The organism is Bacillus sp. PK6-025 (assembly GCF_056530265.1).
Genome location: NZ_CP096509.1, coordinates 1,234,568 through 1,247,572 on the forward strand (window position 1 = coordinate 1,234,568; position 13,005 = coordinate 1,247,572).

Consider the following 13,005-nt stretch of genomic DNA (forward strand, 5'->3'; position numbering starts at 1 on the left):
AAGTCTTCTGTGAAGCAGAAGACTTTTCATCGACATTGTCCGTCTTCTTATCTTCCAAGCAGACTGCTTGCTGGATTTAGCACCTTGGTCATGAATATTCATTCACCGGTTGCTGAGGCTTCATCGGGCCAGTCCCTCTGCCTCTCTTGATAAGAACAGCTATTTAGTTTCTATTGATTACTTTTACTCAATTTACCGAAAATCGGGAGAATAATCAACAGTAAATTAAGAATTTATCGAAAATTTATAAATTGGACATCAATCGGCAGGTCGGCTTCCCTCACCATCGCGATGATTTGCTGAAGGTCGTCTTTATTTTTTCCGGTTACGCGGACTTGATCATCCTGCACTTGCGATTTAACTTTCAGACCCGATTTTTTTATCAGGTTATTGATTTTTTTCGCGTTTTCTTTGTCGATGCCCTGAACTAGTTTTCCGCGCTGTCTGACCGTGCCGCCTGAAGCGTTCTCAAGCTTTGAGTATTCGATGTTTTTCGTCGGGACGTTCCGCTTGATCAGTTTGCCGACAAGCACGTCTTTCAGCTGGTTCATTTTAAATTCGTCGTCCGATACGAGAACGAGCTCGTCTCCTTCGAGTGTGATGCTGCTTTTTGACCCTTTGAAATCATAGCGTGTGCCGATTTCCTTGAGAGCGGTCTGAATTGCGTTTTGAACTTCAGGCAGTTCAACCTTTGAGACGATATCAAATGAGCTTTCTTTCGCCATGTGAAAACCTCCATCCATTTTACTTATGAGTCAATTATAGTAGAATAAGGTGAAACTTCCAATATCGAGCGGTTTGCCTGGCCGCGATCCGGCAATAATTTTAACATTGGAGGAATAATAAGAAAAAGAAAAACAGGCGGATAAGAAAGGAAGAAACAGTATGAAACCAGGACAGCAGCTAACATTGAAAATAGATCATAAAGCCGATTACGGTTACTTTTTGACGGACGGCGAAACGGCGGTCCTTCTGCATCAGAGCGAGATCACGGAGGATATTGAAGACAGAGAAGAGGTCGATGTCTTTTTATATGTCGATCATGAAGATCGCTTGGCGGCTACGATGAGAAAGCCGATGATCAGCGCTGAACAGTACGGCTGGGTGGAAGTCGTTGATGCCGTCAGCGGCATGGGGGTTTTCGTCGATGTCGGGCTCTCGAAGGACGCCCTCGTTGCGACAGAGCATCTCCCGCCGTATGAATCAGTATGGCCGCAAAAAGGGGACAGGCTGTACTGTATGCTGAAAATCACGGGGCACGGAAGGATGTTTGCCAAACCGGCGCCGGAGGATAAGATCAGCGAGCTGTTTAGTGAAGCTTCACCCGGTCTGATGAATAAAGAGCTCACCGGAACGATCTACCGCTTGATCGCATCAGGCTCTTTTATGATTTCCGAAACCGGCATCAGAGGCTTTATCCATTCTTCTGAGCGAAAGGAAGAGCCGAGGCTTGGGGAAAAGCTGACCGCAAGGGTGATCAAAGTAAAAGAAGACGGTTCTGTTAATCTGTCGCTTCTGCCAAGAAAGCAGGATGCCTTATCGGTTGATGCAGAACAAATTTTGACTTATATGAGAACGAGAAACGGCGCGATGCCGTTCTGGGATAAAAGCGACCCTGAGGATATCAAAGAGCGCTTCAACATGAGCAAAGCAGCATTTAAAAGGGCGCTCGGTCATCTGATGAAACAGGATAAAATCTATCAGGAAGAGGGCTGGACATACGAGAAAAAATAAATATGAGGCGGCGTCCGATGAGGACGCCGCCGGTTTTTTACAAGTGATCAGGCTTCTTTGATTCCTGGTGTTTACCGGCTTGTCTGTTCTTTTCAGCGAGCCGGTTTTTCTGCTGGTTGACGGCGTTGTTGTCAACTGGCTTTTTATCATCATCTTTCATGAGGAAGCACCTCCTGTCAAAATGTCGCTTTTAGCTTGCACACTGCCGGCGAAACTATGTACTCTCCCAACCGCGATGTTTTTTGCCGGGAAGTTTAAGCCTCCTTGTACCGCCAGCATACACATATCATAAGACCCAAAAAAAGGAGACTTGGTATGAAACATTGCTGCTCAGTTTACATTCAAAGTGTTTCGGCAGGAGGAGTCGTCAATTTTGGCGGTGCGTTCAAAATTTGTCCGATCACAATGGAAAAAGTGGTCGAGGGGTCTGGAGGTCCTGATGTCGCGACAGCGGCTGCCGGTTTTCTTGATGGAGCGCTTACACCGGCCGCCGCTGAAGGAACAGTCACCGAAGACAGCTGACGAAGAAAGCCTGCTTTTATCAAGCAGGCCTCTGTTTTACCTTATCTTTTGTCTTTCCCCGGAAAAAAGACCGCCAACGTTCCGGGGCCGGAATGGGCGCCGACCGCTGAACCGACCATGTTGACGACGATTTCCCCCGGCTGAAATTCGGCTTCGATCATCCGTTTGACCTCTTCGGCCGTCTCTTCGTCATCTCCGTGGCTGATGCCGACCGTCTGTCCGCTCAAATCGACGCTTCTTTCTTTCATCAAATCGATCATCCGTTTGAGCAGCTTCTTTTTGCCGCGGATTTTTTCCAAGGGGACAAGCTTGCCGTCTTCAACATGCAGGAGCGGTTTAATATTCAGCAAACCGCCGACAAATGCCGATGCTTTGCTGATTCTTCCGCCTCTTGCCAAATAAGTCAGGTCATCTACGGTAAAAATATGTTCAAGATGTTCGCAAAAGTCCTTTACAGACGATTCAATTTCTTGTATTGTATTGCCGTTAGTTGCGAGTTTAAGGGCGTGCTTAACCGCGAGCCCATAGCCTAATGAAGCGCATTTTGAGTCGATGATCCGCAGATCGAAATCAGGGAACTCTTCCTTGACTTCGTTTGCTGCCATCACAGCCGTCTGGTATGTTCCGGAAAGCTCTGAAGAAAAGGCGATATAGAGAGCGGGTTTGTTTTCGCCGGCCAGCTCGCTGAATGCATTCTTGAACCGCATCATGGACGGCTGGGACGTTTTCGGCGCTTTGCCTTCGCGCATCGCTTCATAAACGTCCAGAGGCTGAATCGTCAGAAGGTCATCGTACTCTTTTTCATCAAGCAGCACCTTTAACGGAATAAATGAGATGTGATGTTCATCATAAAAAGATTTCGGCAAATCTGCCGCACTGTCTGCTAAAAGGTGAACGTTCATTTGAACCCCTTCTTTCTAAAAAATGGTTGAAAAGGACGCCAAACTGTCCTTCGGTATATTTCGTTTTTTAGGTCAACTATATCATATATTTTCACATTGACGTTTTCAAAATATTGTTTTAAGGGTAAACCAAATATATACGAAAGTAGCGGAGGAACTAAATATGGTCATAGCTGAAGCAAAAAAATTGTTCATTGTCATCATCGGCGCCTTGTTAAATGCCATCGGATTGAATCTGTTTCTGATTCCCGCCGATGTTTACGCCAGCGGCTTTACGGGGGTAGCGCAGCTTTTATCGAGTGCGCTTGACCAGTACAGCCCGATTTACTTTTCAACGGGGACGCTATTGTTTATTTTAAACATTCCCGTCGGGATTCTGGGCTGGCTGAAGGTCGGGCGCTCATTTACGGTTTACAGCATTTTGAGCGTAGCCTTGACGACGGTCTTTTTAGGAATGCTCCCTGAGGCGAGCCTGTCAAACGATATTTTGCTGAACGCCGTGTTCGGCGGGGTGATCGCCGCGGTCGGAATCGGCCTGACCCTTAAATACGGGGCTTCAACGGGCGGTTTGGATATTATCGCGATGATCCTGGCGAAGTGGAAAGACAAACCGGTCGGCACCTATTTCTTTATTTTAAACGGTGCGATCATTTTAACAGCAGGATTATTGAACGGGTGGGAGAAAGCATTATATACGCTCGTTACACTATATGTGACAACCAGGGTGATCGATGCCATCCACACCCGTCACGCCAAGCTCACCGTTATGATTGTCACAAAGAAAGCGGAGGAGATCAAAGAAGCGATTTACGGAAAGATGGTCCGCGGCATTACAACCGTTCCGGCGAAAGGCGCCTTTACGAATGAACAGAAAGAAATGATGATCATTGTGATTACAAGATACGAATTATACGACTTGGAAAAAATCATTAATGAAGTGGATCCAAATGCTTTCACAAACGTCGTGCAGACAACGCAGGTTTTAGGGTTTTTCCGCAAAGATTAATGAAAGGGTGAATGAATGCGGCTGATTTCCATGATTGTAATGTTGCTGTTTGTCGGTGGATGCGGGCAAAACGGGGATCAAGTCCCCGATAAGGAGGTATCAGGGGAAGTGAATAACGGGAGTGTAACATTAACGGTTGAACCCGTTCAGAAGCAGGGAGAAATCGAATTTCGGATGTCGGTTGTCAACCATACGGATGATGTGGCAGAGTTTGAATTCAGTAGCGGACAGAAATTTGAACTGATCGTCAACGACAAAGAAGGGAATGAAAGGTACCGCTATTCGAAAGGAAAAATGTTTACGCAGGCGTTCCAGACGATGACGCTCAAACCGAAAGAGTCTTACGATTTTACTGATGTATGGAAAGAGGTGCCTGAACCCGGCACATATGAAGTAAACGTGACATTTTTGGGAAGATCGGAACAGTTTGCAACTTTGAGGACCGGCAAAACGTTTGAAGTGAAATAGCCGTCAAAAAAGGCATCCCGGGAAGGATGCCTTTTTGTATGCTGTCAGGCAGAAGGGAAGGCGGCTGCCTGAACACCACCCTGTGACCGTTAATATTGATCCCCGTTGAAAATAGAATTTTTAACGATAACGTAGTCTACGTTGCGGATCGCATCGAGCTTGTTTCCTCCCGCGTAAGAAATGGATGATTGCAGATCCTGTTCCATTTCTGTCAGCGTATCCATGATCGCGCCTTTATGCTCCACGTACATTTTTTTGCCTTCGACATTTTTCTTTTCACCTTTTTGGTACTCAGAAGCGGAACCAAAATATTCTTTGTAAAGCTTGCCGTCTTTTTCGATCGTTGCCCCCGGCGATTCTTCGTGTCCGGCAAACAGCGAACCGATCATGACCATTGTCGCCCCGAATCTGACCGATTTGGCGATGTCCCCGTGAGTGCGGATGCCGCCGTCTGCAATGATCGGCTTGCTCGCCGCTTTTGCACACCAGCGCAGCGCAGCCAGCTGCCAGCCGCCCGTTCCAAAACCGGTTTTAATTTTTGTAATGCAGACTTTTCCGGGACCGATGCCGACTTTTGTAGCGTCGGCGCCGGCGTTTTCAAGTTCTCTCACAGCTTCGGGCGTTCCGACATTTCCTGCGATCACGAAGCTGTCCGGAAGATGTTTTTTAATGTGCTGAATCATATTGATGACGGCGTTCGAGTGACCGTGAGCGATATCGATCGTGATGTAATCAGGCGTGAGATTCTCTTTCACCAGCTCTTCGATAAACGCGTATTCGTCATCTTTGACTCCGACGCTGATTGAAGAAAACAAACCGCGCGCCTTCATGTCTTTTACAAAATCGATCCGTGTTTCCGGCTCAAAGCGGTGCATCACATAAAAGTAACCGTTTTCCGCTAATGAAACAGCCAGCTTTTCATCTATAATGGTCTGCATATTGGCGGGCACCACAGGCAGTTTAAATGTTCTTCCGCCGAACTGCACGGACGGATCACATTCAGAGCGGCTCTTGACGATGCACATTGCAGGAATTAGTTGAATATCTTCATAATCAAACACGTTTTCCAATATAAAAACCCCCAAAAACGAATATTTATTTGCTTGTTATATAAAATGTTCGCCTTTTATAATGTACTTCCTTTTGCTTCCGATGTCAAATTTTTATGTTTTGAAATTTGAACATAAAAAAGGAGCCGTGCCGATGGCACAGACTCCTCTCCGGCTGTCAAAAAGCCGGCGTGTTGTTATGATCGTTGATCTAGCTGCTCCTGAAGATCGTGAAGCTGGCGCCGTTCGGCATCAGTTGAATTGGCGTATGCCGAGGAAAGGGCGTTTTTGGCTCTTGCAACGGCTTTCGCCTTTTCGCCTGAATCCGTCGAAGCTTCAGCTTCATGAACGGCTGCTTTGGCCATTTGAAACAGTTCGTTTCTCATGTTACAGCCCTCCGCATTCCGTCGGGCCGCTTTTTTGTTCAGCCTCTTCTAATGTGGAGCGGTAAGGGAACCTGGCGGCATGCTGTTTAAGCGAATCCTTGCCTTGCTGAATAAACCGTTTTGATTTGCTGCGTTTACCCATCTTGAAATTCCCCCTTAACACGAGTGACGGTCCGGTGCGGCCGTCTTCTCATAGTATTGCCGTTTTGAAAAGCCGTTTATGAATGGCAAATTATAATATTATAAAGCGAAGTAGTCCTTCAAAAAGACTGCGATTCCGTCTTCTTCGTTTGATTTTGTAACCTTGTTTGCAACGCTTTTTACCCCTTCGATGCCGTTGCCCATCGCCACGCCGCAGCCCGCGAACTCAAGCATTTCAAGGTCGTTGTCTTCATCGCCGAAGGCAATGACCCGCTCAGGCGGTATCCCGTAATAGTCCGTGATTTTCTCTAAGCCGACCGCTTTATTGATGCCGCTTTTAATCAGTTCGATCACATGCCACGGAGCCGCCCATCTTCTATGATCGACCATCTCCGCGTGAACGTCTGACAGGTAGGAGCGGATCGCCGGAACATCCTCTTCTTTTGCGTGGATCAGTACGCTTGTCACATCTTGGCCGAGGTTTGTCCTTAAATCTCCGACCGTAATATTCGGGCTGCCCATCGTAAAGACATCAATCAGTTTTTCGTCATGATAATGAAAATAAACATCATCGACAATTTCAGCAAGGATATTATGTACGTTGTATGTCTCGCTGACTTCAATGATCTGTTTGACCACCTCGAGATCAAGAGATGTATGGAAGCGTCCCCAGCTTTGATCTTTAGGATGATGGACAAACGCCCCGTTGAAATTGACGATCGGCGTATCGAGCTGGAGCTGATCATAATACACGGAGCTTGCTCGGAACGGTCTTCCCGTAGAAATGCACACGTAATGTCCATCTTCCCGCAGCTTGCGGATGACGTCGCTGGAGCTTTCCGAGATGGTCTTGTCGTCTTTTAATAATGTACCGTCTAAGTCCAATGCAATTAAATATGGTTTTGTCTCCATAAATGCTCCTTTGTTGTGAATTTGAAAGTTCTGACTTACCTATAGTGTATCTTTTTACCTTCTTTATTGTCTACATGTTAAACTTATGATGATGGACATCCTAAAAGGAGGAAGAAACAGTCGTGATCATAATCGAGAAGCAACATATTTCAAACATTCCTCTTTTGCATATTGTAAAAGAGGAGAAAAAAGAGAAAGCTCTTCCTCTTGTTTTCTTCATACATGGTTTTACAAGCGCAAAAGAGCATAACCTTCACTTCGCATATCTGCTTGCCGAAAAAGGAATGCGCGTGGTCCTGCCTGAGGCTCTTTATCACGGGGAGAGGGAAGAACAGCTCACTCAGGAAGAGCTCGCCCCGAGGTTTTGGGAGATCGTCACGAATGAAATCAAAGAGCTCGAAGTGCTGAAAAACCACTTTGAACAGGAAAACCTGATTGAAAAGGGCCGTATCGGCGCCGCCGGAACTTCGATGGGCGGTATTGTCACGCTTGGCGCTTTGACCCAATACGAATGGATTACAACTGCCGTCAGTTTAATGGGCAGTCCCGCCTATGTAGAATTTTTTGATCAACAGCTCGCTTTTATGCGTGAAAAGAAAATTGAACTTCCTTTCACAGAAGGACAAATCGAACAGCAGCGCGATAAACTGAAGCGTTTTGACTTGAGTCTGCAGCCGGACAAATTGAAGATGAGGCCGCTTTTATTTTGGCACGGCAAACAGGATGGCACCGTTCCGTTTGCTTTGGCGCGCCGCTTCTATGAATCGACGATTCCGCTGTATGAAACTCGGCCTGATTTGCTGCATTTTATCGAAGATGAGCGGGCCGGGCATAAAGTATCAAGGGAAGGCCTTTTGAAAACAGTCGAATGGTTTGATGCGCACCTTTAAGTGCTATCGGTTTAGAAAATGAAAGAAGTGCGTTATACTGATGAAAAAAGGAGTGAGGAAGAGTGGATGAAGCATTAAAAGAGAACATCATGGGCGCCCTTGAACAGGTCGTTGACCCTGAACTGGGCGTCGATATCGTCAATCTCGGCCTTGTATATGATGTGGATATGGATGAGAACGGCAAAACTGATGTGACAATGACTTTGACTTCAATGGGCTGTCCGCTGGCGCCGATCATTGTGGATGAAGTCAAAAAAGCGCTCGCAGATATTCCTGAAGTCAAGGAAGTTGACGTTCATATCGTCTGGAATCCGCCTTGGACACGGGACAAAATGTCGCGATATGCGAAAATCGCACTTGGCATACAATAACGTTTCCAGAGCCTGCTCAACCGTTGACAGGCTCTTTCTGTTTTGAAAAGGGAGCCGCCGTAATAGATAACGCGGGCGTATCCAGGCAGATCGCCACTCCCGTTATAAAAAGAACGCTTGTACAAGCGTTCTTTTTTTATTGCAAAAACGCCAGCTGGCACATTCTCCGGTTTGAAAAGCGGAAAATCCGGGAAGATGGGAACGGAGCACGACCAAGCCGCTGAAAAGGACCGCCGGCGGGAGGAAAGAACCAATATGAAAGATGAACAAAAAATATTAAATATACAATTGAATTAATTTTTATTCATGTTATAATGTTAAATAATTTCACAAAGACCAAGAAGGTGAACTTGTTTTGAAAATAGGTATTATAGGTGCTACTGGCTATGGAGGGGCAGAGATTATGAGGATTATGAAGTCGCACCCTTATGCAGGTGAATGCATATTGTATTCATCGAGCGATGAGGGAGCCCGCTATGATGCCGCATACCCGCACCTTATGAAACTGACAGATCAACACCTGCAACCGATCGAGGTAAAGAAGATTGCGAACGAAATCGATTTTTTGTTTATGGCTGCGCCTCCGGGGGTATCCAGCCGGCTGACACCACAGTTTGATGCATATGACATACCGATCATTGACCTGTCCGGCGATCTCAGGCTGCAGAACCCGAGCGTCTATGAAAAGTGGTATAAAAGGGAAGCCGCGCCTGAACACGTGCTTCAAAAAGCGGTATACGGACTGTCTGAGCTGAATCGGGAAGACATTAAAACGGCGCAATACATAGCCAATCCAGGTTGTTTCCCGACAGCGGTTCTTCTCGGCTTGGCGCCGCTCGTCAAAAGCGGCAGCATCAACGAATCTTTTGTCATCATCGATGCGAAAACAGGGGTATCGGGAGCAGGCAGAAAGGCGTCGATGGGCACTCACTTTTCAGAGATCAATGACAATTTCAAAATATACAAGGTAAACGAACACCAGCATACGCCTGAAATCGAGCAGATTGTTAAACAATGGGACTCCGCATTTAAACCGATCACATTCAGCACGCATTTAGTTCCGATGACAAGGGGCATTATGGCGACCATCTACACAGAACTGAAAGACAGCATGGATGCCGAACAGCTCCAACTTATTTTTTCAAAATTTTATAAAGATTCATACTTTGTCAGAGTGAGAGAACCCGGTTCGTTCCCTGCAACTAAAGAGGTGTACGGCAGCAATTTTTGCGATATCGGCGTTACCGTTGATGAACGGACGAACAGAGTGACAATTGTGTCAGTGATCGATAACTTGATGAAGGGAGCCGCGGGTCAGGCTGTTCAAAACTTCAACATTATGAATGGCTGGAGCGAAACCGCCGGGCTTGAATTTACGCCAATTTATCCATAAGACGGGAGAGAACAAACATATGATTCAGGTGAGTCAAGACAGCATAAAAAAAACAGACGGAAATGTCGCTTCGCCTAAAGGCTATTTGGCAAAAGGGGTTCACTGCGGCCTCCGCTATTCAAAAAAGGATCTTGGAATTATCATCAGCTCAAGACCGGCGGTGAGCGCCGCCGTTTATACGCAAAGCCACTTTCAGGCTGCGCCGATAAAGGTGACGCAGGAAAGTCTCAAAAAAAGCGCGCATCTGCAAGCCGTCATCGTCAACAGCGCAAATGCCAACGCATGTACGGGAGAGCAGGGCTTAAAAGATGCATATGAGATGCGCCGTCAAAGCGCTGATATGCTTGGGATCGAGCCGGAACTGGTGGCCGTGTCCTCAACCGGCGTCATCGGCGAATACCTCAATATGGAGAGCATTACAAAAGGCATCAGCCTTCTCGCCGAGACTGAGCCTGCCGAAGGCGATTTCGAAGAAGCGATCTTAACGACAGACACGGTGATCAAACAAACGTGCTATGAACTGACGATCGGCGGTCAAAGAGTGACGATTGGCGGAGCAGCCAAAGGGTCGGGGATGATCCACCCGAATATGGCGACGATGCTCGGCTTTGTCACAACAGATGCATGCATCGAAGAAAGCGCGCTGCAAAGGGCATTAAGGGAAATTACGGACGTTTCATTCAACCAGATCACAGTCGACGGCGACACATCGACTAACGATATGGTGCTCGTCATGGCGAACGGATGCGCCGGAAATGAGCGCCTCCATGAAGAACACGAAGATTGGCCGGTTTTCAAAAAAGGCCTGCAGCTTGCCTGCACAGACCTCGCCAAACAAATCGCGAGAGACGGGGAAGGGGCGACAAAGCTGATCGAGGTTGAAGTGAACGGTGCGAAAAGCAATCTTGAAGCGCAAATCATCGCCAAAAAAATCGTCGGCTCAAACCTTGTAAAAACCGCGGTTTACGGAACGGATGCGAACTGGGGCAGAATCATTGTCGCGATCGGAGACAGCATGGCTGCTGTGACACCGGAGAAGGTAGAAATCTACCTGGGCGGCCAATGCCTTTTTAAAAATAACGAACCGCAGCCGTTTTCAGAAGAGCTGGCCAAAACATATTTAGAAAACAGCGAAGTGAAAATCGAGGTTCGCTTGCAGGAAGGTGACGGAAAGGGTACGGCTTGGGGCTGCGATTTAACTTATGAATACGTCAAAATCAATGCGAGCTATCGGACGTAAAAAGGGGATCACAATGGATAAAACAATCGTTTTTAAATGCGGCGGAAGCGTCATCCGCGAACTATCGGACGAATTTTTTCAAAATCTGAAAGAGCTGACCGAAAGCGGCTGGAAAATCGCACTCGTCCACGGGGGCGGGCCTGATATTACAAAGATGCTGAAGAAACTCAATATTCGAAGCGAATTCGTCAACGGACAGCGTAAGACGACAAAAGCGGTTCTTGAAGTCGCTGAAATGGTCTTATCCGGTTCGATCAACAAATTTTTCGTTGCCGAGCTGACAAAGCACGGCCTTCCGGCTGTCGGAGTATCAGGAAAAGACGGGGGACTGCTCCTTGCCGACTATTTAAATGAAAAAGAATACGGTCAGGTCGGGCGCATTAAAAAAGTAAACGGCCGAATGGCCGAAGCGCTCATGGAAAAAGGCTTTATTCCGGTTATCGCCCCCCTCTCGATGACGGATGGCTGTGAGACTTTGAATGTGAACGCCGATTTGGCGGCGTCGGCTGTTGCGGCAGCCTTGCACGCTGACAAATTAATGTTTGTGACAGACGTTAAAGGGATTATGAAAAACGAAGAAATGCTGAAAGAGCTGACGCCGGCAGACATCGAAAGCCTGATTGCTGAAGGCGTGATCTCGGGAGGCATGATACCAAAAGTGCATTCTGCAAAAGAAGCCCTCACAGATGAAGTGGATGAAGTGATGATCGTGAGCGGAAAAGGATCTTTCCTCACGAAAGACGATTTCATCGGCACGAAAATCATTAAACAAAAGGAGGCCGTATCGTGAGTCATTTATTTCAGACGTACAGCCGCTGGAATATCAATATTAAAAAAGCGAAAGGCACGATCGTTCAGGATGAGAAGGGGAACGCTTATCTTGATTTCGTCCAGGGAATCGCGGTCTGCAATCTCGGGCATTGCCCCGATTCAGTGACAGCTGCTGTCAAAAAACAGCTTGATGATGTCTGGCATGTTTCCAATCTGTTTCAAAATGAGCTTCAAGAAAAGGTTGCACAGCTTCTTGCCAAAAACAGTGCAGGCGATCTCGTCTTCTTTTGCAACAGCGGGGCAGAAGCGAATGAAGGGGCGGTGAAGCTCGCACGAAAACATACGCAAAAAACAAAAATCATAACGTTTCAGCAATCGTTCCACGGACGCACGTATGCGGGAATGGCCGCAACCGGACAGGAAAAGATCAAGCTCGGATTCGGACCGATGCTTGAAGGATTCCACTACTTACCTTACAACGAGCCGAAAGCATTTGCCGAATTGCAGGATGAAAAAGATATCGCGGCAGTGATGCTCGAGCCGATTCAAGGCGAAGGCGGCGTCATCCCTGCGAGCAGGGAATTTCTGCAGAGCGTTCAAGATTTTTGCCGCGATAAGCAGGCTCTCCTTATCGTCGACGAAGTTCAAACAGGAATTGGACGCACCGGTAAAGCTTTCGGATATGAATACGAAGGGCTGTCACCTGATATCATCACCGTCGCGAAAGGACTGGGCAGCGGTTTTCCGGTCGGAGCCGTGATCGGGAAAAAAGAGCTTTCAGAAGCGTTCTCTCCGGGTTCCCACGGCTCGACATTCGGAGGGAACATGCTGGCGATGGCTGCGGCAAACGCCACGTTGGAGACCATTTTTGAAAGCAGCTTTCTTGAAGAAGTGAGCGCCAAAGGAGCATTTTTGCATCAACAGCTGAAAGAAAAGCTTCAATTTCCGCTTGTAAAAGATATCCGCGGGAAAGGGCTGATCGCCGGAATCGAGTGCAAGGAACCTGTACAGCCGCTGATCGAAGCGCTTCAAAAGGAAGGTTTGCTCGTTCTTCCCGCGGGTCCGAACGTCATCAGACTTCTGCCGCCATTAACGGTTGCGAAAAGTGAAATCAAAGCGGCCGTGGAAAAACTGAAAGCTGTCATGGCAGATCATTCAGCTGTAAAACAGTAATTTTTTTTCGATATGTAAGTATAAAAATTCATGAATATCATTATTTA

General features: G+C 47.1%; 16 protein-coding genes, 1 pseudogene and 1 riboswitch. Of the genes and pseudogenes, 10 read left to right on the forward strand and 7 right to left on the reverse strand.

Going from position 1 to position 13,005, the window contains the following annotated elements:
• Window positions 1-44: 44 nt before the first annotated feature.
• Window positions 45-156, reverse strand: a riboswitch (SAM riboswitch).
• Between the two features lie 77 nt (window positions 157-233).
• Window positions 234-725 carry a YajQ family cyclic di-GMP-binding protein gene (locus tag M1D67_RS06205; RefSeq protein WP_003180528.1) on the reverse strand — a complete coding sequence of 164 codons (492 nt, stop codon included), beginning with the start codon at window positions 723-725 and terminating at the stop codon, window positions 234-236.
• Window positions 726-865: 140 nt separating this feature from the next.
• Here M1D67_RS06205 and M1D67_RS06210 point away from each other — a divergent pair.
• Window positions 866-1,734 (forward strand): annotated as a pseudogene (locus M1D67_RS06210) (CvfB family protein).
• A 37-nt stretch (window positions 1,735-1,771) separates the two neighbouring features.
• Here M1D67_RS06210 and M1D67_RS06215 read toward each other — a convergent pair.
• Window positions 1,772-1,894 (reverse strand): DUF3941 domain-containing protein, encoded by a 123-nt coding sequence (locus tag M1D67_RS06215; protein ID WP_023856637.1) that lies wholly within the window; start codon window positions 1,892-1,894, stop codon window positions 1,772-1,774.
• A gap of 155 nt (window positions 1,895-2,049) precedes the next feature.
• Between M1D67_RS06215 and M1D67_RS06220 the strand changes: the two genes are divergently transcribed.
• A complete protein-coding gene (locus M1D67_RS06220; RefSeq protein ID WP_020450910.1) occupies window positions 2,050-2,256 on the forward strand; it encodes a spore germination protein in 207 nt (68 codons plus the stop codon).
• Window positions 2,257-2,297: 41 nt separating this feature from the next.
• On the opposite strand, the gene M1D67_RS06225 is transcribed toward M1D67_RS06220, so the two are convergent.
• Window positions 2,298-3,158, reverse strand: coding sequence for a DegV family protein (locus tag M1D67_RS06225; protein ID WP_101560710.1), 861 nt, complete (start codon window positions 3,156-3,158; stop codon window positions 2,298-2,300).
• A gap of 163 nt (window positions 3,159-3,321) precedes the next feature.
• On the opposite strand from M1D67_RS06225, the gene M1D67_RS06230 reads away from it, so the two are divergent.
• Window positions 3,322-4,164: a YitT family protein gene (locus M1D67_RS06230; RefSeq protein ID WP_020450912.1), complete on the forward strand. Its 843-nt coding sequence runs from the start codon at window positions 3,322-3,324 to the stop codon at window positions 4,162-4,164.
• 15 nt (window positions 4,165-4,179) lie between these two features.
• Window positions 4,180-4,632, forward strand: coding sequence for a BsuPI-related putative proteinase inhibitor (locus M1D67_RS06235; RefSeq protein WP_479831674.1), 453 nt, complete (start codon window positions 4,180-4,182; stop codon window positions 4,630-4,632).
• Between the two features lie 89 nt (window positions 4,633-4,721).
• On the opposite strand, the gene guaC is transcribed toward M1D67_RS06235, so the two are convergent.
• The 4 genes from guaC to M1D67_RS06255 form a co-directional block, all read right to left on the reverse strand.
• Window positions 4,722-5,702 (reverse strand): GMP reductase, encoded by a 981-nt coding sequence (guaC, locus tag M1D67_RS06240; protein ID WP_479831675.1) that lies wholly within the window; start codon window positions 5,700-5,702, stop codon window positions 4,722-4,724.
• A gap of 176 nt (window positions 5,703-5,878) precedes the next feature.
• On the reverse strand, window positions 5,879-6,067 hold the full coding sequence (locus M1D67_RS06245) for a DUF3813 domain-containing protein (protein ID WP_020450915.1): 189 nt from the start codon (window positions 6,065-6,067) through the stop codon (window positions 5,879-5,881).
• Between the two features lies 1 nt (window position 6,068).
• On the reverse strand, window positions 6,069-6,209 hold the full coding sequence (locus tag M1D67_RS06250; RefSeq protein ID WP_003180548.1) for a hypothetical protein: 141 nt from the start codon (window positions 6,207-6,209) through the stop codon (window positions 6,069-6,071).
• 98 nt (window positions 6,210-6,307) lie between these two features.
• Window positions 6,308-7,120 (reverse strand): Cof-type HAD-IIB family hydrolase, encoded by an 813-nt coding sequence (locus M1D67_RS06255; protein WP_020450916.1) that lies wholly within the window; start codon window positions 7,118-7,120, stop codon window positions 6,308-6,310.
• Between the two features lie 122 nt (window positions 7,121-7,242).
• On the opposite strand from M1D67_RS06255, the gene M1D67_RS06260 reads away from it, so the two are divergent.
• The 6 genes from M1D67_RS06260 to M1D67_RS06285 all read left to right on the forward strand — a co-directional run bounded on the left by M1D67_RS06260 (window position 7,243) and on the right by M1D67_RS06285 (window position 12,958).
• Window positions 7,243-8,010 (forward strand): prolyl oligopeptidase family serine peptidase, encoded by a 768-nt coding sequence (locus M1D67_RS06260; RefSeq protein ID WP_003180551.1) that lies wholly within the window; start codon window positions 7,243-7,245, stop codon window positions 8,008-8,010.
• A gap of 62 nt (window positions 8,011-8,072) precedes the next feature.
• The gene (locus M1D67_RS06265; protein ID WP_003180552.1) at window positions 8,073-8,381 is read left to right on the forward strand and encodes a metal-sulfur cluster assembly factor; all 309 of its coding nucleotides are present in this window, start codon (window positions 8,073-8,075) and stop codon (window positions 8,379-8,381) included.
• Between the two features lie 355 nt (window positions 8,382-8,736).
• A complete protein-coding gene (gene argC / locus M1D67_RS06270) occupies window positions 8,737-9,774 on the forward strand; it encodes an N-acetyl-gamma-glutamyl-phosphate reductase (RefSeq protein ID WP_479831676.1) in 1,038 nt (345 codons plus the stop codon).
• Between the two features lie 19 nt (window positions 9,775-9,793).
• A complete protein-coding gene (gene argJ / locus M1D67_RS06275) occupies window positions 9,794-11,014 on the forward strand; it encodes a bifunctional ornithine acetyltransferase/N-acetylglutamate synthase (protein WP_050820921.1) in 1,221 nt (406 codons plus the stop codon).
• Between the two features lie 13 nt (window positions 11,015-11,027).
• A complete protein-coding gene (gene argB / locus M1D67_RS06280; RefSeq protein ID WP_020450920.1) occupies window positions 11,028-11,804 on the forward strand; it encodes an acetylglutamate kinase in 777 nt (258 codons plus the stop codon).
• Complete coding sequence (locus M1D67_RS06285; RefSeq protein ID WP_020450921.1) at window positions 11,801-12,958, forward strand: acetylornithine transaminase; 1,158 nt, start codon at window positions 11,801-11,803, stop codon at window positions 12,956-12,958. The genes argB and M1D67_RS06285 overlap by 4 nt, the downstream gene beginning before the upstream one ends.
• The last annotated feature ends 47 nt before the right edge of the window (window positions 12,959-13,005 follow it).